This is a genomic window from Thermomonas sp. (genome assembly GCF_047606765.1).
Classification (GTDB): Bacteria; Pseudomonadota; Gammaproteobacteria; order Xanthomonadales; family Xanthomonadaceae; genus Thermomonas.
Genome location: NZ_JASGED010000113.1, coordinates 1 through 16,079 on the forward strand (window position 1 = coordinate 1; position 16,079 = coordinate 16,079).

The 16,079-nt window shown below is 64.8% G+C and carries 22 protein-coding genes; 15 read left to right on the forward strand and 7 right to left on the reverse strand.

Annotated elements, in window-relative coordinates; translation table 11 throughout:
* Positions 1-107: 107 nt before the first annotated feature.
* A complete protein-coding gene (locus QM612_RS10660) occupies positions 108-485 on the reverse strand; it encodes a YciI family protein (protein ID WP_415253870.1) in 378 nt (125 codons plus the stop codon).
* Between the two features lie 204 nt (positions 486-689).
* Between QM612_RS10660 and QM612_RS10665 the strand changes: the two genes are divergently transcribed.
* The 3 genes from QM612_RS10665 to QM612_RS10675 all read left to right on the forward strand — a co-directional run bounded on the left by QM612_RS10665 (position 690) and on the right by QM612_RS10675 (position 2,894).
* Complete coding sequence (locus QM612_RS10665; RefSeq protein ID WP_415253871.1) at positions 690-1,097, forward strand: VOC family protein; 408 nt, start codon at positions 690-692, stop codon at positions 1,095-1,097.
* 76 nt (positions 1,098-1,173) lie between these two features.
* Positions 1,174-1,530: a DUF1428 domain-containing protein gene (locus QM612_RS10670; RefSeq protein WP_415253872.1), complete on the forward strand. Its 357-nt coding sequence runs from the start codon at positions 1,174-1,176 to the stop codon at positions 1,528-1,530.
* Positions 1,531-1,625: 95 nt separating this feature from the next.
* Positions 1,626-2,894, forward strand: a complete 1,269-nt coding sequence (locus tag QM612_RS10675; protein WP_415253873.1) for an RNA polymerase sigma factor — start codon at positions 1,626-1,628, stop codon at positions 2,892-2,894.
* 51 nt (positions 2,895-2,945) lie between these two features.
* On the opposite strand, the gene QM612_RS10680 is transcribed toward QM612_RS10675, so the two are convergent.
* The 3 genes from QM612_RS10680 to QM612_RS10690 form a co-directional block, all read right to left on the reverse strand.
* A complete protein-coding gene (locus tag QM612_RS10680; RefSeq protein WP_415253874.1) occupies positions 2,946-3,509 on the reverse strand; it encodes a DUF3016 domain-containing protein in 564 nt (187 codons plus the stop codon).
* Between the two features lie 73 nt (positions 3,510-3,582).
* Positions 3,583-3,849, reverse strand: a complete 267-nt coding sequence (locus tag QM612_RS10685) for a DUF3297 family protein (RefSeq protein WP_415253875.1) — start codon at positions 3,847-3,849, stop codon at positions 3,583-3,585.
* A gap of 45 nt (positions 3,850-3,894) precedes the next feature.
* A complete protein-coding gene (locus tag QM612_RS10690; RefSeq protein WP_415253876.1) occupies positions 3,895-4,305 on the reverse strand; it encodes a hypothetical protein in 411 nt (136 codons plus the stop codon).
* Between the two features lie 49 nt (positions 4,306-4,354).
* On the opposite strand from QM612_RS10690, the gene QM612_RS10695 reads away from it, so the two are divergent.
* From QM612_RS10695 to QM612_RS10710, 4 genes are all read left to right on the forward strand, one after another.
* Positions 4,355-4,921: an RNA polymerase sigma factor gene (locus QM612_RS10695; protein ID WP_415253877.1), complete on the forward strand. Its 567-nt coding sequence runs from the start codon at positions 4,355-4,357 to the stop codon at positions 4,919-4,921.
* Positions 4,918-5,313: a hypothetical protein gene (locus tag QM612_RS10700; RefSeq protein ID WP_415253878.1), complete on the forward strand. Its 396-nt coding sequence runs from the start codon at positions 4,918-4,920 to the stop codon at positions 5,311-5,313. The genes QM612_RS10695 and QM612_RS10700 overlap by 4 nt, the downstream gene beginning before the upstream one ends.
* Before the next feature lie 142 nt (positions 5,314-5,455).
* The gene (locus tag QM612_RS10705; protein ID WP_415253879.1) at positions 5,456-6,511 is read left to right on the forward strand and encodes a class I SAM-dependent methyltransferase; all 1,056 of its coding nucleotides are present in this window, start codon (positions 5,456-5,458) and stop codon (positions 6,509-6,511) included.
* Positions 6,508-7,212: a pseudouridine synthase gene (locus QM612_RS10710; protein WP_415253880.1), complete on the forward strand. Its 705-nt coding sequence runs from the start codon at positions 6,508-6,510 to the stop codon at positions 7,210-7,212. The genes QM612_RS10705 and QM612_RS10710 overlap by 4 nt, the downstream gene beginning before the upstream one ends.
* Before the next feature lie 16 nt (positions 7,213-7,228).
* On the opposite strand, the gene QM612_RS10715 is transcribed toward QM612_RS10710, so the two are convergent.
* Genes QM612_RS10715 through QM612_RS10725 form a run of 3 tightly spaced genes read right to left on the reverse strand, consistent with a single transcriptional unit; the run spans position 7,229 to position 8,556 of the window.
* A complete protein-coding gene (locus QM612_RS10715) occupies positions 7,229-7,435 on the reverse strand; it encodes a hypothetical protein (RefSeq protein WP_415253881.1) in 207 nt (68 codons plus the stop codon).
* A gap of 41 nt (positions 7,436-7,476) precedes the next feature.
* Positions 7,477-8,034 (reverse strand): DUF1415 domain-containing protein, encoded by a 558-nt coding sequence (locus tag QM612_RS10720; RefSeq protein ID WP_415253882.1) that lies wholly within the window; start codon positions 8,032-8,034, stop codon positions 7,477-7,479.
* Positions 8,035-8,073: 39 nt separating this feature from the next.
* Positions 8,074-8,556, reverse strand: coding sequence for a YajQ family cyclic di-GMP-binding protein (locus tag QM612_RS10725; RefSeq protein WP_415253883.1), 483 nt, complete (start codon positions 8,554-8,556; stop codon positions 8,074-8,076).
* Positions 8,557-8,827: 271 nt separating this feature from the next.
* Between QM612_RS10725 and aceF the strand changes: the two genes are divergently transcribed.
* From aceF to atpA, 8 genes are all read left to right on the forward strand, one after another.
* A complete protein-coding gene (gene aceF / locus QM612_RS10730; protein WP_415253884.1) occupies positions 8,828-10,189 on the forward strand; it encodes a dihydrolipoyllysine-residue acetyltransferase in 1,362 nt (453 codons plus the stop codon).
* Positions 10,190-10,264: 75 nt separating this feature from the next.
* A complete protein-coding gene (gene lpdA / locus QM612_RS10735) occupies positions 10,265-12,052 on the forward strand; it encodes a dihydrolipoyl dehydrogenase (protein WP_415253885.1) in 1,788 nt (595 codons plus the stop codon).
* Between the two features lie 181 nt (positions 12,053-12,233).
* Positions 12,234-12,602 (forward strand): hypothetical protein, encoded by a 369-nt coding sequence (locus tag QM612_RS10740; protein WP_415253886.1) that lies wholly within the window; start codon positions 12,234-12,236, stop codon positions 12,600-12,602.
* Positions 12,603-12,674: 72 nt separating this feature from the next.
* A complete protein-coding gene (gene atpB, locus QM612_RS10745) occupies positions 12,675-13,472 on the forward strand; it encodes a F0F1 ATP synthase subunit A (protein ID WP_415253887.1) in 798 nt (265 codons plus the stop codon).
* A gap of 58 nt (positions 13,473-13,530) precedes the next feature.
* The gene (gene atpE, locus QM612_RS10750) at positions 13,531-13,809 is read left to right on the forward strand and encodes a F0F1 ATP synthase subunit C (RefSeq protein WP_415253888.1); all 279 of its coding nucleotides are present in this window, start codon (positions 13,531-13,533) and stop codon (positions 13,807-13,809) included.
* Positions 13,810-13,936: 127 nt separating this feature from the next.
* Positions 13,937-14,407 carry a F0F1 ATP synthase subunit B gene (locus QM612_RS10755; RefSeq protein ID WP_415253889.1) on the forward strand — a complete coding sequence of 157 codons (471 nt, stop codon included), beginning with the start codon at positions 13,937-13,939 and terminating at the stop codon, positions 14,405-14,407.
* A 16-nt stretch (positions 14,408-14,423) separates the two neighbouring features.
* Positions 14,424-14,951, forward strand: coding sequence for a F0F1 ATP synthase subunit delta (locus tag QM612_RS10760; protein ID WP_415253890.1), 528 nt, complete (start codon positions 14,424-14,426; stop codon positions 14,949-14,951).
* A 66-nt stretch (positions 14,952-15,017) separates the two neighbouring features.
* Positions 15,018-16,079, forward strand: a 1,062-nt coding sequence (atpA, locus tag QM612_RS10765) for a F0F1 ATP synthase subunit alpha (protein ID WP_415253891.1), incomplete at its 3' end; no start/stop codon positions are given.

Genomic DNA, 16,079 nt, shown 5'->3' on the forward strand with positions numbered 1-16,079 from the left:
ACTCCCGAAACGTCATCCCGGCGAAAGCCGGGATCCAGCTTTTTCAATGACTTACCAAAGAGCTAGATTCCGGCTTTCGCCGGAATGACGGCTTGTTCAGACCTTCCCTAGGCCGCACCCACCCGCCGGCGTACCGCGTCCATGTCGCGCACCGGCCGCACCTCGATGCTGCCGAAGCGTGCCCACGGGAACTGGCGGGCGATCTGCATCGCCTCGTCCATCGAATCGGCTTCGATCAGGTTGAAGCCGGCCAGGAACTCGCGCGTCTCGGCAAATGGGCCATCGGTGACCCGCGCCACGCCTTCGCGAACGCGCAGGGTGCGTGCGGTGTCCGGCGCTTCGAGTTGCTGCGAGCCGTGCAGATTGCCGGCATCGCGCAGGGCATCGGCCTTCTGGAAGCAGCCACACATCAGCCGGTCGAACTCCTCCGACGGCAGTTCCGCCATCAGTGCCGGGTCAATGTGGATCAGGGTCAGGTATTGCATGGCGCGGTCTTCCGGACGGGCAGGCCTGGATGATGCAGGCCCGGTCGCATCCACACAACGTGAATGCGCGAAAGATTTTTCGCCGGTGTGTCGATTCCCGGCATCGTCGTTCGTCGTCTTCCATGCAAGCGGGCAAAACCGCCCGCGCGACCGGCTCGGCCATTGAGCTTCCATCCACATCGAACCCCGAAGGAGTACAACGCCATGCCCCGCAACCTCTACGTCAACCTGCCGGTGCAGAACCTGGAACGCAGCGTCGAGTTCTTCGCTGCGCTTGGTTTCTCGTTCAACCCGATGTTCACTGATGAAAACGCCGCCTGCATGATCGTCAACGATGTCACCAGCGTGATGCTGCTGTCCGCACCCTACTTCGCGACATTCACCAACAAGCCGTTGGCGGATGCACATGCGGTGACCGAAACCCTGCTGGCGATTTCGCAGGACAGCCGCGACGAGGTCGATGCCTTCATGGCAAAGGCGCTGGCATCCGGCGGCAGCGAATACGCGGAGCCGAAGGACCTTGGCTTCATGTACCAGCGCGGCGTTGCCGACCCGGACGGGCACCAGTGGGAAGTGTTCTACATGGACGAGTCGCAGTTCCCGCAACAATGAAGCCGGCGTGCAACCCAATCCGCGCACCGGACAGGAATCAAACGTTCATACCCACGCAGGCAAAGGAGAAAACAACATGAGCTACGTCGATGGATTCGTGATTCCGGTGCCGAAGGCGCGCCTTGATGAGTACAGGAAAATGGCGCGGCTGGGCCGCAAGGTATGGATGGAGCACGGCGCGCTGGGCTACCACGAATGCGTGGCCGACGATGCGCCAGTGGGCAAGCTGACCTCGTTCCCGCGTTCGGTGAAATTGCAGGACGACGAAGTGGTGGTGTTCGCCTACATCGTTTACAAATCCCGCGCGCACCGCGACAAGGTCAACAAGCTGGCGATGAATGACAAGCGATTTGCAAAGATGGACATCAAGAACATGCCGTTCGATACCAAACGCATGATCTTCGGCGGCTTCAAGACCATCGTGGCGGCGTGATGCGCCACACGCGCCATCGCCCTGCCTGATCTGCTTTTCCTGCCGCTGCAGGCAGCGCTTGCGTCCGTGTGGTTGCGGTGCTGTCATCGGTCGCCATGACCGCGACCGCACTGCAAACCATGCTGGACACGCTGTGGCGGATGGAATCGCCGAAGTTGCTGGCGCGGCTTGTGCGCATCACCGGCAATATCGACACCGCCGAGGAACTGGCGCAGGACGTGCTGGTGGCTGCGCTGGAACGCTGGCCGCGCGACGGCGTGCCGGACAACCCGGCGGCGTGGCTGATGCAGGCTGCGAAACATCGCGCCATCGACCATCTGCGCCAGCGGCAGTTGCATGCACGCAAGCAGGATGAGTTCGGCATCGAGTTGACGGTGCAGGGAGCCGACATGCAGGGCGACGATGCTTTGCGGTTTGCAGACGATGACATTGGCGATGACCTGCTGCGGCTGGTATTCGCCACCTGTCATCCGGTGCTGCCGATGGAGTCGCGCGTGGCGTTGACCTTGCGCCTGCTGGGCGGTCTGTCCACTGCGGAAATCGCGCGCGCGTTCCTGCAGCCGGAGCCCACCGTGGCGCAACGCATCGTGCGCGCCAAGCGCACCCTGGCCGAGAAGCAGGTGGTGTTCGAAGTGCCGCGCAAGGCCGAGTTGCCACAGCGGCTGGAGGCCGTGCTGGAAGTGGTTTACCTCGTTTTCAACGAGGGTTATGCCGCGACCAGCGGCGAAGACTGGATGCGCCCCGCATTGTGTGAGGAAGCGCTGCGGCTGGGTCGCGTGCTGGCCGGCCTGCTGCCGGATCAGCCGGAAGTGCTGGGCCTGCTGGCGCTGATGGAATTGCAGGCATCACGCATCCCTGCGCGCACCGATGCCGACGGAACCCCGATCCTGCTGGACGCACAGGACCGCGCGCGTTGGGATCGCCTGCAGATTGCGTGCGGCCTGCAGGCCTTGCAGCGTGCGCAGCGCTTGGGTGGCAGCGATGGGCCGTATGTGCTGCAGGCGGCACTGGCGGCTTGTCATGCGCGGGCGTTGCGTTTCGAGGACACGGACTGGGCCGGCATCGCTGCCTTGTACGCGCGGCTGATGCGGGTCGCGCCTTCGCCGGTGGTGGAACTCAACCGCGCTGTGGCGGTTTCGCGCGCGCAGGACGCGGCGGCGGCGTTGCCGATCGTCGATGCGCTCGCGAACGAATCGAAATTGCGCGACTACGCGCCGCTGCCGGCGGTGCGTGGCGACCTGCTGCTGCAATTGGGCCGTTTCGATGAAGCACGCATCGAGTTTCAGCGTGCAGCAGCCTTGACCGGCAATGCGCGCGAACGCGAACTGCTGCTGGCGCGTGCGGCGGATTGCGCCACGCGCTGAAACGATGAAGCCGCCCGCAGGCGGCTTCATCGCACTCGGATTGCTCGCGGATCAGCGCGCAGCGGTCGTGGCGAACTCGCGCCGCAGCCAGCTGTCGATCATCCGCTTTTCGTAGCGCAGTGGATCGGAATCGTTGAATGGCGATGCATTGGTCATGAAGGCCATGTCGCTGAGCTTGTGTTCACCTTCCGACACCAGCGCGCCGCTGGCATCGAAATGGCGCACGCGCAGGGTCATACGCGGCGGATAGATGTCACGAACGATGCGGGTGTCCTGGTGGCGCACGCCCAGCCACGGCTCGTAGTCGCCGGCACGGTCGATATCGACGATGGTCAGTTCCAGCCGTTCGCCCGCGGGCAGTTGCGCTTCGGCGCGCTTGCGCAGGTACTTGGCAAGATCAGTCAACCAGTTGCCGCGCTCGGCTTCCCAACGGTTGCGGCTGTGGCGCAGCTCGGTGAAGGTCGCGGGGTCTTCCCATGCCACGCTGACCGGGCCGGCATCGGGCAGCGCGCGCGGTGCATCCGGGGCCAGCATGCCGGTAGCGGTGCCGGACGATGCGCAGCCGGCAATGGCCGCAGCGATGGCGAATGAAAGAACGAGGGTTCTGGCGTTCATGGCGGTCTCCTGCAGGGCGGGACGATTGCAGTGTGCGCCTGCCCGGAGGTACGCGGGAGTGCCGCGTTGCCGTTCAGTCAGCCGGCGTTTCGGCTTCGCCTGCGGTATCGAGGAACCACGCTTCCACCGTGCCCTTGATCTTCATCGTCATCGGCTGCCCGCGCCTGTCCAGCGCGCGGCCTGCGGCCACCCGCACCCAGCCTTCGCTGATGCAGTATTCCTCGACGTTGTTGCGCTCCACGCCGTTGAAGCGGATGCCGATGCCGCGTTCCAGCAGGGCGGCGTCATGGAACTTGCTGCGCGGGTCGTTGCTGAGGCGGTCGGGAGGTGTGTCGGACATGTGGATGCTGTCGGCGTTGCGGGGCCGACAGCATACCGGAGTGGCTCAGCGCAGCTTGCGCGATGCGGCGAAGAAAGCCAGGTTGCCCAGCCCCAGCGCGCCCACCAGTACCGCGATTGCGCCCGGCGTGACATCGCGCCAGCCAGCGGCTTCGACGATGCCGAAACCCAGCGCCAGCGCCACCAGGGTGATGCCCCAGCGCAGCGAGGACAGGCGGCGGTTGGCTTCGTCGCCTTCCAGAATGCTGCGCACCAGATCGGGCGAGCCATTGCTGGACACCAGTTGTTTGCGCACGCGGGAATCGACCACGGCCTTGATCGACCACGCGATGCTTACGAACAGGGCAATGGGAACGAGTGTTGCGGTATCCATCAGGAAATCCTCGTGTTGGCTGCGGCCACGCTGACCGTTCGGGGCAAGGGATACGGGGATGCGGCGGGCGGTTGCAGGCGGCATCGAAAAAATCCGTTGCAACCGATGCCGCCCCCGGCGTATCCCATGCGGGATGGATGCCGACCGCGCCCTTGTCGAAGCCGTGCTCACGCAACGCCCCGGCGCGTTCGAACGGCTGGTGCGCGACTATCAGGGCCTGTGCTGGCATGTGATCCAGCGCATGGTGCGGCATCCCGAGGACACCCGCGAGTTGTGTCAGGAGGCCTTCCTGCGCGTGCATCGCCATCTGCACCAGTACCGCTTCGACAGCCCGCTGAAATCGTGGATCGGGCAGGTGGCGTATTCGGTGGCGATGCGGCATCTGGAACGCAAGCGGATTCCGCTGGCGGAGCCGGGTGATGGCGAAGACGGGTTGTCCCTGCTCGACAACATCGACGATGGTTTCGATCTTGCTGCGACGCATGCCGATGCCGAAATCGAACGCGAACTGCATGCAGCCATCGAGCGCCTGCCGCCGCTGCAGCGCACGATCCTCACGCTCTATCATCTGGAAGAACTGCCGATCAGCGAGATCGCCGTCATCACCGGCCTTGCCGAAGGCACGATCAAGAGCCACTTGTTCCGAAGCCGCAACAAACTGCGCGAGTTGCTGGCCCCGCGCATTGGAGCCGCCGCATGAGACCCCACGAGCACGACATCGACCCGCAACGTTGGCAGGCGCAGGAAAAGGCGCGTCTTGGCGAGCCTGATGCCGATGCAGGCGACCTGCGTATCGCACGTGTATTGCAGCATGCACCGCCGGTCGATTTGCCACCGGATTTTGCGGCGCAGATGGCGGCGCTTGCACGCGCACAAGCCGAAGCATCCACGCTGTTCGAACAACGCCTGCTGCGCGGGCTGGGCATCGTGTTTGCGCTGTCGGCGGCGGTGGTCGTTGCGTGGTATGGCCGACAGTGGCCGGATGCGCTGGCGGCGCTGTTGCCCGGTGGCGGCAACGCGGTGGGCTGGAGCGCGGCCGCTGCCGTTTGCTTGCTGGCGAACTGGGGATTGAGTGCGTTGCGTCGCCGCTGACTTTCAAGCTGTCATTCCGGCGAAAACCGGAATCCAGCATTTCGCTTACACCGAAGATAAAAAACTGGATTCCGGCTTTCGCCGGAATGACGATGTGATGCTTCGTGGGAGTGGCCAGCCAGCCGCCCTGTAAACTTCGCGCATGAGTTCCGCGCATCGCGACCACCCCCTCGACGCCCTGCTGCATCCCTTCGCTGATGGCCTGCTGCGTTGGCCGCAGGATGGCCGCGTGCTGTTCCTGCGCGCCCGCGAAGGCGCGGCCCTGCATGCGGCGCGCGTGCCTGCACTGGTCGCCACCCAGCCGTTCAAGCCGGAAGCCGCGCGGCTTGCGCGCATCGGCATCGAACTGATCGACGAAGACGCGCTGCCTGCAGCCGCGTTTCCGCTGGTGCTGGTGTTGCCGCCGCGCCAGCGCGAGGAAGCCCGCGCATTGCTGGCCAAGGCCTGCGTGGCGGTTGCGCCGGGCGGTGTCGTGGTTGCGTCGGTCGCCAATGACGAAGGCGCGAAATCGCGCGAGGCCGACCTCAAGCATCTCGCCGGCAGTCTTGGTGTGGTGGGCAAGCATCATTGCCGGGTGTTCTGGACATCGCCGGGTGCAAGTGTCGATGCCGCCCTGCATGCACAGTGGTTGCGCGCGGATGCGCCGCGCCGGATCGCGGACGAGGCCGTACCGGGTGGCGGTTTCATGAGCCGGCCCGGCGTGTTCGCATGGGATCGCGTGGATGCCGCATCGCGGATGCTGGCCGACGCATTGCCGGCCACGCTGCGCGGGCGCGTCGGGGATTTCGGCGCGGGCTGGGGTTACCTGTCGATGCAGGTGTTGGCGCGTTGCCCGCAGGCCACGTCGCTGGATTTGTACGAGGCCGATGCGCGCGCGCTGGCGCTGGCTGGCGAGAACCTTCGCAATGCCGGCGTGCCGGTGCAATGCCATTGGCATGACGTGGCGCAGGGCGTGGCCGAACGCTTCGAGGCCATCGTCTGCAATCCGCCGTTCCATGCGCTGGGGCGCGGCGAGCGTCCCGACATCGGCCGCGCCTTCATCGCTGCTGCCGCATCTGCATTGCAGCCGCGCGGCAGCCTGTGGCTGGTGGCGAACCGGCATCTTCCCTATGAGGACGCGCTGGGCACCGGCTTCGCGCAGGTGCGCATCGTGGCGCAGCAGGGCGGCTTCAAGATCGTCGAGGCGGTGAAGGCGTGAAGCTGGTCAAGCACATCGCCAACCTCGGTTACGGCAGCCGCAAGGACGTGCAGTGGATGTTCCGCGAAGGCCGCATCACCGACGCGAACGGTGACGTGCTGTATGCCGATGATGCAGTGCCACTGGATGCAGTCCGCATTGACGGCGAACCGCTCGATCCGCCACCCGGTCTGCTGCTGATGCTGCACAAGCCCGTCGGCTATACCTGCTCGACAAAAGACCCGGGGCGCATCGTGTTCGATCTGTTGCCACCGCGCTATCGCCTGCGCAGTCCGGCGCTTTCAACCGTGGGCCGGCTGGATCGCGCTACCTCCGGTCTGCTGCTATTGACCGACGACGGCCAATTGCTGCACCGGATCATCGCGCCAAAATCGAAGCTGCCGAAGGTGTACGCGGCGACGCTTGCGGATGAGTTGCGTGGTGATGAAGCCGCCAGCTTCGCCAGCGGCACGCTGATGCTGGAAGGCGAGAAAACGCCGCTGCTGCCGGCGGAACTGGAACAGCTCGATTCACGCACCGCGCGGCTGACCCTGCACGAAGGCCGCTACCACCAGGTGCGGCGAATGTTTGCGGCGGTCGGCAATCACGTCGCCGCGTTGCATCGCGAGCGTATTGGCGGATTGACGCTGAACGATCTGCCGGAGGGGCAGTGGCGGATGCTGGGTGAGGATGATCGGCGGCAATTATTCGATTGCGTGTGATTTCTGCTTCGGCTCGTCATTCCCGCGAAGGCGGGAATCCAAGGACTTTGATTTTCTGCATTAAGGAAGGTCTGAACAAGCCGTCATTCCGGCGAAAGCCGGCTGCTTCTGACAAACGAATGTTTGTCCAATCCAGCTGTTTGGCATGCCACTGAAAAAGCTGGATTCCGGCTTTCGCCGGGATGACGTTTCGAGAGTTGTTCAGAGCTTCCTTAACGTCCATGGATTCCCGCCTTCGCGGGAATGACGGGCTCAAGGGCTTCCTCAGTCCGCCAGCAACTTGCGAAACCCCTCAATCCCCAATTCCTGCATCGTCGCGATATTGCGCTCGATGATCGCATCCGGTTCCGAATAGGCAGCGACTGCGCGATCAATGCTGGCCTCGCGCAGCAGGTGCAGGATTGGGTACGGCGCGCGGTTGGTCAGGTTGCCGGCGTCGTCCGGCTCGGTGCCTGCGAATTGGTAATCGGGATGGAAGCTGGCGACTTGCAGAACGCCATCCAGTTCCATCGCCTCGATCAGCGCATCGGCATCGTCGAGGAAATCGTTGTAGTCGAGGAAATCGCCCAGCACCTGCGGATGCACCAGCAAGGTGGTGTCGATGGCCTCCGCAGGCGTGTCGCGCAGCAGCGCCAGTTCCTCGCCGAGTTGTTCCAGCAATGCGCGTTCGGTGCTGGCGTCGCTGACCACGATCCGCACCTGCGCCTTCACATAGACCGCCTTGGCGAACGGGCACAGGTTCAGCCCGATCACCGCGCGCTCCAGCCAGCGGCGCACGCTGGCTTCGATCACATCTGTATCGAATGCCGTGTCTTCGGTCATCTGCGTCAATCGCGGCAGGCGAGCGCTTGCGCGAGCCGATCAATCACGAAAGTTGTCGAACTGTAGCGGCAACTCGAAATTGCCGGCGCGCAGCAAGGCCATCGCGGCCTGCAGGTCGTCGCGCTTCTTGCCGGTCACGCGCAGCTTGTCGCCGTTGATTTGCGTATCGACCTTCAGCTTGGCGTCCTTGATCGCGGCCTGCAGCTTCTTCGCCAGCTCGCGCTCGATGCCCTGCTTGACGGTGACCTTCTGGCGCGCGCCGGCCAGATTGGTTTCCACGTCGCCAAAGTCGAGGCAGCGCACGTCGATCTTCCGCGCGATCAGCCGCGCGCGCAGGATGTCGGTCATCTGCTGCAACTGGAACTCGCTGGGCGCGGATTGCGAGATCACGTTGTCCTCGCGCACGAACTTTGCATCCACGCCTTTGAAGTCGAAGCGCGTGGTCAGCTCGCGGTTGGCCTGGTCCACCGCGTTGGTGAGTTCGTGGGTATCGACTTCTGAAACGATGTCGAAGGACGGCATGGCGGCATTCCGTTGGTGACGGGGCGCGCAGGTTACCGCACTGGCGAGGCTTCAACTGCAGCGCGAGACGCCATATGCAGAAGCCGAACACCTCTTATTCAACCCGGGTACAAACTGGATTTTCGTGATGACCTTGATGCGAATCTGGCAGGTTTTGGTGGTGCGGAATAAATAATCCGGGTAATAAACGATTTTTGCTGCGCCGCAGTTTGTTCGCTGCCGCCGGATGTGCCAACAATACGGCTCTTTCCCCGACAGACCGGAGCCCGGCATGGCCGAACTGAAGGAAGCGCGCGTCCCCGACATTGGCGGTCACAGCGACGTGCCGATCATCGAATTGCTGGTCAAGCCGGGCGATACCGTCGCCGTGGATCAGGGCCTGGTCACGCTGGAGTCCGACAAGGCCACGATGGAAGTGCCATCGCCCTTCGCCGGCGTGGTCAAGGAACTGAAGGTCAAGCTGGGCGATGCCGTGTCCGAAGGCGCGCTGGTGGCGATCATCGAATGCGAAGCCGCCGGTGCTGCCGCGCCTGCGGCACCCGCGCCCGCCGCTGCGCCGGAACCGCCGAAGCCCGCGCCTGTTCCCGAGCCAGCCCCGGCCCCGAAGGCCGAAACCCCGCCGCCCGCGCCTGCCGCCGCACCGATGGGTGCCGGCCTGCCGCCGGTGCGTTTCGATGCCGCTGCCGTGCTGCCGGACAAGGTGCCTTACGCCAGCCCGGCGGTGCGCCTGTTCGCGCGCGAGTTGGGTGTTGACCTGTCGCAGGTCACCGGTAGCGAGCGCGGTGGCCGCATCGGCAAGGAGGATGTGCAGAAGTACGTCAAGGGTGTGCTGTCCGGCGCGACCGCAGCGCCTGCGGGTGCATCTGCCGGTGGCGGTGGTGGCGGGCTGAACCTGATCCCGTGGCCGAAGGTGGATTTCGCCAAGTTCGGCGAGATCGAAACCAAGCCGCTGTCGCGCATCCAGAAGATTTCCGGCGCGAACCTTGCGCGCAACTGGGCGGTGATCCCGCACGTCACCCAGCACGATCAGGCCGACATCACCGATCTGGAAGACCTGCGCGTTGCGTTGAACAACGAGAACGCCAAGGCCATCGCCGCAGGCAAGGTCGGCAAGGTGACCATGCTCGCCTTCCTCATCAAGGCCTGCGTGGCGGTGCTGAAGAAGTACCCGACCTTCAATGCCTCGCTGGAAGGCGACAACCTCGTCCTCAAGAAGTATTTCCACATCGGCTTCGCCGCCGACACCCCGAACGGCCTGGTGGTGCCGGTGCTGCGCGACGCCGACCAGAAGGGCGTGCTGGAAATCGCGAAGGAAATGGGCGAACTCGCCGGCCTTGCGCGCGACGGCAAGCTCAAGCCCGAACAGATGCAGGGCGGCTGCTTCACCATCAGCTCGCTGGGCGGCATCGGCGGCACCGCGTTCACCCCGATCATCAATGCGCCGGAAGTCGCCATCCTCGGCGTGTCGAAGTCGGCCATCCAGCCGGTCTGGGACGGCAAGGCGTTCCAGCCGCGCCTGATGGTGCCGCTGTCGCTGAGCTACGACCATCGCGTGATCGACGGCGCTGCCGCCGCGCGCTTCACCGCCCATCTGGCACAACTGCTGGCCGACATGCGTCGGGCGATGCTTTGAATTCATAGGGTGGGCCCTGGCCCACCGTTGCCGAAACCGGTGGGATGAATCTCACCCTATGTTCGAGAAAAAAACATGGCTGACATTGAATCGAAAGTCCCCGACATCGGCAGTCACAGCGGCGTGCCGGTGATCGAAATCCTGGTTGCGGTGGGTGACACCGTGAAGATGGATCAAGGTCTGGTCACGCTGGAATCCGACAAGGCCACGATGGAAGTGCCGGCGGTGGCCGACGGCGTGGTCAAGGCGCTGAAGGTGAAGCTGGGCGATACCGTGTCCGAGGGTGCGGTGATTGCGGTGATCGAGAGTGGTGCTGCTTCTTCCGACGCGGCGAAGAGCACCCCACCCCAGCCCTCCCCTGCTTCCGCAGGGGAGGGCGCGAAAGCAGCTGCGCCGCAGGTTCCCTCAACGCCAGCGCCGCAGGCTGCCGCTTCGTCCGGTCGCCAGGCCGATGTCGAATGCGGCATCGTGGTGCTTGGTGCCGGCCCCGGCGGCTATACCGCCGCGTTCCGTGCCGCCGACCTCGATCTTGATACCGTGTTGATCGAACGCTATCCAACGCTCGGCGGCGTTTGCCTCAACGTTGGCTGCATTCCGTCGAAGGCGCTGCTGCATGCTGCCGACGTGATCGAACAGGCCGCGCATGCCAGCGAATACGGCGTCGATTTCGGCGCGCCGAAGATCAACATCGATACCCTGCGCGGCTACAAGGAAAAGGTCATCGGCCAGCTCACCAAGGGCCTCGCCGGCATGGCGAAGCAGCGCAAGGTGCGCGTGTTGCAGGGCGTCGGCAAGTTCGTCTCGCCCAATGAAATCGAAGTGACCGGCGATGACGGCAAGACGCAGTTGCTGCGCTTCGGCCAGTGCATCATCGCGGCCGGTTCGCAGGCCTTGAAGCTGCCGGGTTTCCCGTGGGGCGACCCGCGCATCATGGATTCGACCGATGCACTGAACCTTGCCGACGTGCCGAAAAAATTGCTCGTCGTCGGTGGCGGCATCATCGGGCTGGAAATGGCGACGGTGTATCGCGGCCTGGGCAGCGAAGTCACCGTGGTCGAACTGGCCGACCAGTTGATGCCGGGCGCGGACAAGGATCTGGTCAAGCCGCTGGCGGATCGCCTGAAAAAGCAGGGCATTTCCACGCATCTGAAAACGAAGGTGGTCGAAGCCAGGGCCGGCAAGAAGGGCATCGACGTCACCTTCGATGGCGAGAACATCCCCGAAGGCAAGCTCTTTGATCGCGTGCTGGTGGCCGTGGGCCGTGCGCCGAATGGCAAGAAGATCGATGCAGAGAAGGCGGGCGTTGCGGTGGGCGAACGCGGCTTTATCGCGGTGGATGCGCAGATGCGTACCAACGTGCCGCACATCTTCGCCATTGGCGACATCGTCGGCCAGCCAATGCTGGCGCACAAGGCAACCCACGAAGGCAAGCTGGCGGCGGAAGTGGCCGCAGGCCACAAGAAGGAATGGGTGGCGCGGGTGATCCCGTCCGTGGCCTATACCGACCCGGAAATCGCCTGGGTCGGCGTGACCGAAACCGAGGCGAAGGCCAAGGGGTTGAAGGTCGGCGTCGGCAAGTTCCCGTGGGCAGCATCGGGCCGCGCCATCGGCCTGTCGCGCACCGAGGGCTTCACCAAGCTTATTTTCGATGAAGCCACGCATCGCATCGTCGGCGCGGGCATCGTCGGCGTGCATGCGGGCGAACTGATTTCCGAAGCGGCGCTCGCCATCGAAATGGGCTGCGAAGTCGAGGACATCGGTCACACCATCCACCCGCACCCGACGCTGGGTGAATCGGTGGCAATGGCCGCCGAGGTCTATGACGGCACGATCACCGACCTGTACATCCCGAAGAAGAAATAGGGCGGGGTTTCACCCCGCCGCACTACGCCCCGCAAGCGAAGCCCCGGCGACAGGGGCGGCTTTGGCGCGCGCGCCATCCGGCGGTTGTCCCGGAAAGACACCCGCTGCTATACTTTTGCGGCTCTGCGGGGTGCTCCTTTGGCCCTGCTGCCTCGCTTCCCCCTCATTCAGGAATCGCCTCGTGCTGAATTCGGTTGCCGCTGGTCGGCGACAGGCCAGTCGCGCGGTTGCCTGGCAGGCGGCAGCGACGCTGCTGGTCGCGCTGGCCTGCCTCTGGCAGGGCGGGCGCTGGGCCGGGGCGGCGCTGGTGGGCGGCGGCGCGGTGTTGCTGGCCGGTTGGCTGGCGGCGCGGCTCGCATTGGGTGGCGGGGTGGAAGGTGCGGGCGTGGCGCTGACGCGCCTGCTGGCCGGGGTGCTGGCCAAGTGGGTGGTGCTGGTCGCCGTGTTGGCGCTGGGCGTGCTGACCTTCGGGTTGCCGCCGCTGCCGATGCTGATCGCCGCCGTGGTGGCATTGCTGGCGCAGGTGCTTGCACTGGCGCTGGGCAAATAAAAATCGAACAAGCAAGTCCAAGCAGTCGTAACAGAATCAATCCGGCAGTAGCAAAACAGGAAGCGCGGAACCATGTCCTCTGAGGCGGAGCTGACCCCAACCAGCTACATCCAGCACCACCTGCACAACCTGACCGCTTCGGTCGGCGAGGGCAGTTTCTGGACGCTGCACGTGGACACCCTGGTGACGGCGGTGCTCATGGGCCTGTTCATGGTGTTCCTGTTCTGGCTGGCCACGCGCAAGGCGACCGCCGGCGTGCCGGGCAAGTGGCAGGCCTTCGTCGAGATCATGCTGGAGTTCGTGGACCGCCAGGCCCGCGACACCTACCACGGCAAGAGCAAGCTGGTGACGCCGATCGCGATCACCCTGTTCTTCTGGATCCTGCTGATGAACCTGCTGAAGATGATCCCGGCGGACTTCATCGCAAAACCACTCGAACTGCTCGGCGTGCATTACTGGAAGCCGGTGCCGACCGCCGACGTCAACGCCACCCTGGGCATGTCGATCAGCGTGTTCTTCCTGATGCTGGTGTTCGCCATCCGCGCCAAGGGCCTTGGCCACTTCACCGCCGAGTTCCTGACCGCGCCGTTTGGCAAGTGGATGATGCCGTTCAACCTGATCCTCAACATCGTCGAATGGCTGAGCAAGCCGATTTCGCTGGCGATGCGACTGTTCGGCAACATGTTCGGCGGCGAAATCGTGTTCCTGCTGATCTGGGTGCTTGGCGGTGCCGGCATCACCGGCATGTTCGCGGGCGCGGCCTTCGGTTTTGGCTGGATGATCTTCCACCTGCTGGTCATCCCGCTGCAGGCCTTCATCTTCATGATGCTGTCCATCGTTTACCTCAGCCTGTCGGAAGACAGCCACTGATCCTGTCGTTCCAATCTTTCGTTCCCTTCACCTTTCGCAATCCGTTCCGGAGAAAACCATGGAAACTTTGACCGCCCTCGCTTCCGTCCAGGCCTCGACCGTTCTGGCCATCGGCATCATGATCGGCCTGGCCGCGCTGGGCGCCGGCCTTGGTCTGGCCATCATGGCCGGCAAGTTCCTCGAGTCCGCCGCCCGCCAGCCGGAGCTGATCCCGGTGCTGCAGGTTCGCATGTTCATCACCGCCGGCCTGATCGACGCCGCGTTCATCATCAGCGTCGCCGTGGGCCTGCTGTTCGCCTTCGCCAGCCCGTTCCTGGTTGGCGGTCTGGCCCAGTAACCGCCGGATCCCCGCGATTCGACGGACGTCCGCCGCCGTTGCCGCACAAGCGGATGACGGCGACGGCATGCAGGAAACCGCGCGGCGTCCGCGCCGCAGGTTTCCCGATCACAGGCAGAGCGCATCAATGAACCTCAATCTGACTCTTTTTGCCCAGGCACTGGCCTTTGCTGGCCTGATCTGGCTGATCGCGACCAAGATCTGGCCGCCGCTGCTGGCTGCCATCGAGGAACGCCAGCAGAAGATCGCCGAGGGTCTGGCCGCCGCCGACCGCAGCCAGAAGGATCTGGCCCAGGCGCAGGACAAGATCAACGACCTGCTGAAGGACGCACGCAGCAAGGCCAACGAGATCATCGACCAGGCCCACGCACGCGCCAACCAGATCGTCGATGCCGCGCGCGAGGAAGCCGTGGCCGAGGCCAACCGCCAGAAGGCGGCGGCACAGGCCGAGATCGATGCCTCCGCCAACCGCGCCCGCGAGGAACTGCGCAAGCAGGTGTCCGCGCTGGCCGTGGATGGTGCCGAGAAGCTGCTGCGCCGCGAGATCGACGCCAACGCCCACAAGGCGTTGCTGGACGACCTGGCAACCCAGCTCTGAGCCGGAACGATCCGACATGAGCCAGGCCCTTACCCTCGCACGTCCCTACGCCCGCGCCGCCTTTGGCGCGGCCCGCGACGAAGGTCGCGTCGATGCCTGGTCGCAGGCGCTTGCGTTCTCCGCGCAAGTCGCAAGCGATCCGCGCGTGGCCGGGCTGCTGCCGAATCCGGGTCTGGCCGATGCCGACGCGGTGGCGCTGCTCGCGCCGCAAGCTGCCGACGCCGCCTACACCCGCTTCCTTGCGCTGCTGGCGCAGGCCGGTCGCCTGCCGCTGCTGGCCGAGGTTGCCGGGTTGTTCGAGCAACTGCGCGCCGAGGAACAGCGCGTAGTGCGGGCCACGGTCACCTCCGCCGCCGCGCTGTCCGGCGATGAGCTGGACAAGCTGCGCGAGGCGCTGAAGCGCCGCTTCGGCCGCGACGTGGAGCTGGAAACAGCGGTCGATGCCAGCCTGATCGGCGGTGCGGTGATCGACGCCGGCGACGTGGTGATCGACGGTTCGCTCAAGGGCAAGCTCGCGCGCATGCAGACCGCGCTGGCGGGCTGACCGGGCGCAGCAAACAGTTCATTTTTCAGGTCGCCACCAACCGGGCGCGACTCCAAGGAAACCAACATGGCAACCACGCTCAACCCCTCCGAAATCAGCGAACTGATCAAGACCCGCATCGAGCAGGTCAAGCTCTCCGCCGAGGCCCGCAACGAAGGCACCGTGACCTCGGTGTCCGACGGCATCGTGCGCATCTTCGGCCTGGCCGACGTGATGCAGGGCGAAATGATCGAGCTGCCGGGCAATACCTTTGCGCTGGCTTTGAACCTGGAGCGCGACTCGGTCGGCGCGGTGGTGCTGGGTGACTACGAACACCTGCGCGAAGGCGACGTGGCCAAGACCACGGGCCGCATCCTGGAAGTGCCGGTTGGTCGCGAACTGCTGGGCCGCGTGGTCAACGCGCTGGGCGAGCCGATTGACGGCAAGGGCCCGATCAACGCCGCACTGACCGCGCCGGTGGAGCGCGTGGCACCGGGCGTGATCTGGCGCAAGTCGGTCGATCAGCCGGTGCAGACCGGTTACAAGTCGGTGGACAGCATGATCCCGATCGGTCGCGGCCAGCGCGAGCTGGTCATCGGTGACCGCCAGACCGGCAAGACCGCGCTCGCCATCGACGCGGTCATCAACCAGAAGGGCACCGGCATCAAGTGCGTGTATGTCGCCATCGGCCAGAAGGCTTCGACGGTGGCCAACATCGTGCGCAAGCTGGAAGAAAACGGCGCGCTGGCCCACACGATCGTTGTCGCCGCCACCGCTTCCGAATCGGCGGCGATGCAGTACATCAGCGCCTACTCCGGCTGCACCATGGGCGAGTACTTCATGGATCGCGGCGAAGACGCGCTGATCGTCTATGACGATCTTTCCAAGCAGGCCGTGGCCTATCGCCAGATCTCGCTGCTGCTGAAGCGCCCGCCGGGCCGCGAAGCCTATCCGGGTGACGTGTTCTACCTGCACAGCCGCCTGCTGGAGCGCGCCGCGCGCGTGTCCGCCGAGTACGTGGAGAAGTTCACCGGTGGCGAAGTGAAGGGCAAGACCGGTTCGCTGACCGCGCTGCCGATCATCGAAACGCAGGCCGGCGACGTGTCCGCGTTCGTGCCGACCAACGTGATCTCGATCACCGACGGCCAG

Coding starts and splice junctions, on each gene's coding strand:
- QM612_RS10660 (WP_415253870.1), bottom strand. CDS start 485: ATGCAATACCTGACCCTGATCCACATTGACCCGGCACTGATGGCGGAA.
- QM612_RS10665 (WP_415253871.1), top strand. CDS start 690: ATGCCCCGCAACCTCTACGTCAACCTGCCGGTGCAGAACCTGGAACGC.
- QM612_RS10670 (WP_415253872.1), top strand. CDS start 1,174: ATGAGCTACGTCGATGGATTCGTGATTCCGGTGCCGAAGGCGCGCCTT.
- QM612_RS10675 (WP_415253873.1), top strand. CDS start 1,626: ATGACCGCGACCGCACTGCAAACCATGCTGGACACGCTGTGGCGGATG.
- QM612_RS10680 (WP_415253874.1), bottom strand. CDS start 3,509: ATGAACGCCAGAACCCTCGTTCTTTCATTCGCCATCGCTGCGGCCATT.
- QM612_RS10685 (WP_415253875.1), bottom strand. CDS start 3,849: ATGTCCGACACACCTCCCGACCGCCTCAGCAACGACCCGCGCAGCAAG.
- QM612_RS10690 (WP_415253876.1), bottom strand. CDS start 4,305: ATGCCGCCTGCAACCGCCCGCCGCATCCCCGTATCCCTTGCCCCGAAC.
- QM612_RS10695 (WP_415253877.1), top strand. CDS start 4,355: ATGGATGCCGACCGCGCCCTTGTCGAAGCCGTGCTCACGCAACGCCCC.
- QM612_RS10700 (WP_415253878.1), top strand. CDS start 4,918: ATGAGACCCCACGAGCACGACATCGACCCGCAACGTTGGCAGGCGCAG.
- QM612_RS10705 (WP_415253879.1), top strand. CDS start 5,456: ATGAGTTCCGCGCATCGCGACCACCCCCTCGACGCCCTGCTGCATCCC.
- QM612_RS10715 (WP_415253881.1), bottom strand. CDS start 7,435: ATGGACGTTAAGGAAGCTCTGAACAACTCTCGAAACGTCATCCCGGCG.
- QM612_RS10720 (WP_415253882.1), bottom strand. CDS start 8,034: ATGACCGAAGACACGGCATTCGATACAGATGTGATCGAAGCCAGCGTG.
- QM612_RS10725 (WP_415253883.1), bottom strand. CDS start 8,556: ATGCCGTCCTTCGACATCGTTTCAGAAGTCGATACCCACGAACTCACC.
- aceF (WP_415253884.1), top strand. CDS start 8,828: ATGGCCGAACTGAAGGAAGCGCGCGTCCCCGACATTGGCGGTCACAGC.
- lpdA (WP_415253885.1), top strand. CDS start 10,265: ATGGCTGACATTGAATCGAAAGTCCCCGACATCGGCAGTCACAGCGGC.
- atpB (WP_415253887.1), top strand. CDS start 12,675: ATGTCCTCTGAGGCGGAGCTGACCCCAACCAGCTACATCCAGCACCAC.
- atpE (WP_415253888.1), top strand. CDS start 13,531: ATGGAAACTTTGACCGCCCTCGCTTCCGTCCAGGCCTCGACCGTTCTG.
- QM612_RS10755 (WP_415253889.1), top strand. CDS start 13,937: ATGAACCTCAATCTGACTCTTTTTGCCCAGGCACTGGCCTTTGCTGGC.
- QM612_RS10760 (WP_415253890.1), top strand. CDS start 14,424: ATGAGCCAGGCCCTTACCCTCGCACGTCCCTACGCCCGCGCCGCCTTT.